Raw genomic sequence first — 269 nt, 5'->3', positions numbered from 1 at the left:
TCAGGAGCGCGTCATCCCGCATCGGCTGCGGGGCCAGCTTCGGGTAGATGCACGACGAGCCGAGGAACAGAAGCCGGTCGACATCGTGCGTGTGCGCGGCGTCGATCAGGTTCGACTGGATCAGCAGGTTCTCGTGGATTAATTCGGCGGGATAGGTGTTGTTGGCGTGGATGCCGCCTACCTTGGCGGCCGAAAGGTAGACCTGATCGATTCGTTTGTCGGCGAAGAAGCGACGGACCGCCGCCTGATCGAGAAGGTCGAGACTCTGG

At 61.7% G+C, this 269-nt stretch carries 1 protein-coding gene; it reads right to left on the bottom strand.

Going from position 1 to position 269, the window contains the following annotated elements; all coding sequences use genetic code 11:
- On the bottom strand, window positions 1–269 hold a 269-nt coding region (locus RVY79_RS19850), incomplete at both ends, for an NAD-dependent epimerase/dehydratase family protein (RefSeq protein ID WP_317466288.1).

This window comes from Chromohalobacter sp. HP20-39 (assembly GCF_033052815.1).
Classification (GTDB): Bacteria; Pseudomonadota; Gammaproteobacteria; order Pseudomonadales; family Halomonadaceae; genus Chromohalobacter.
Note: the sequence above shows the minus strand (reverse complement) of the source record. Positions and strands in the feature narration are given on the sequence as shown.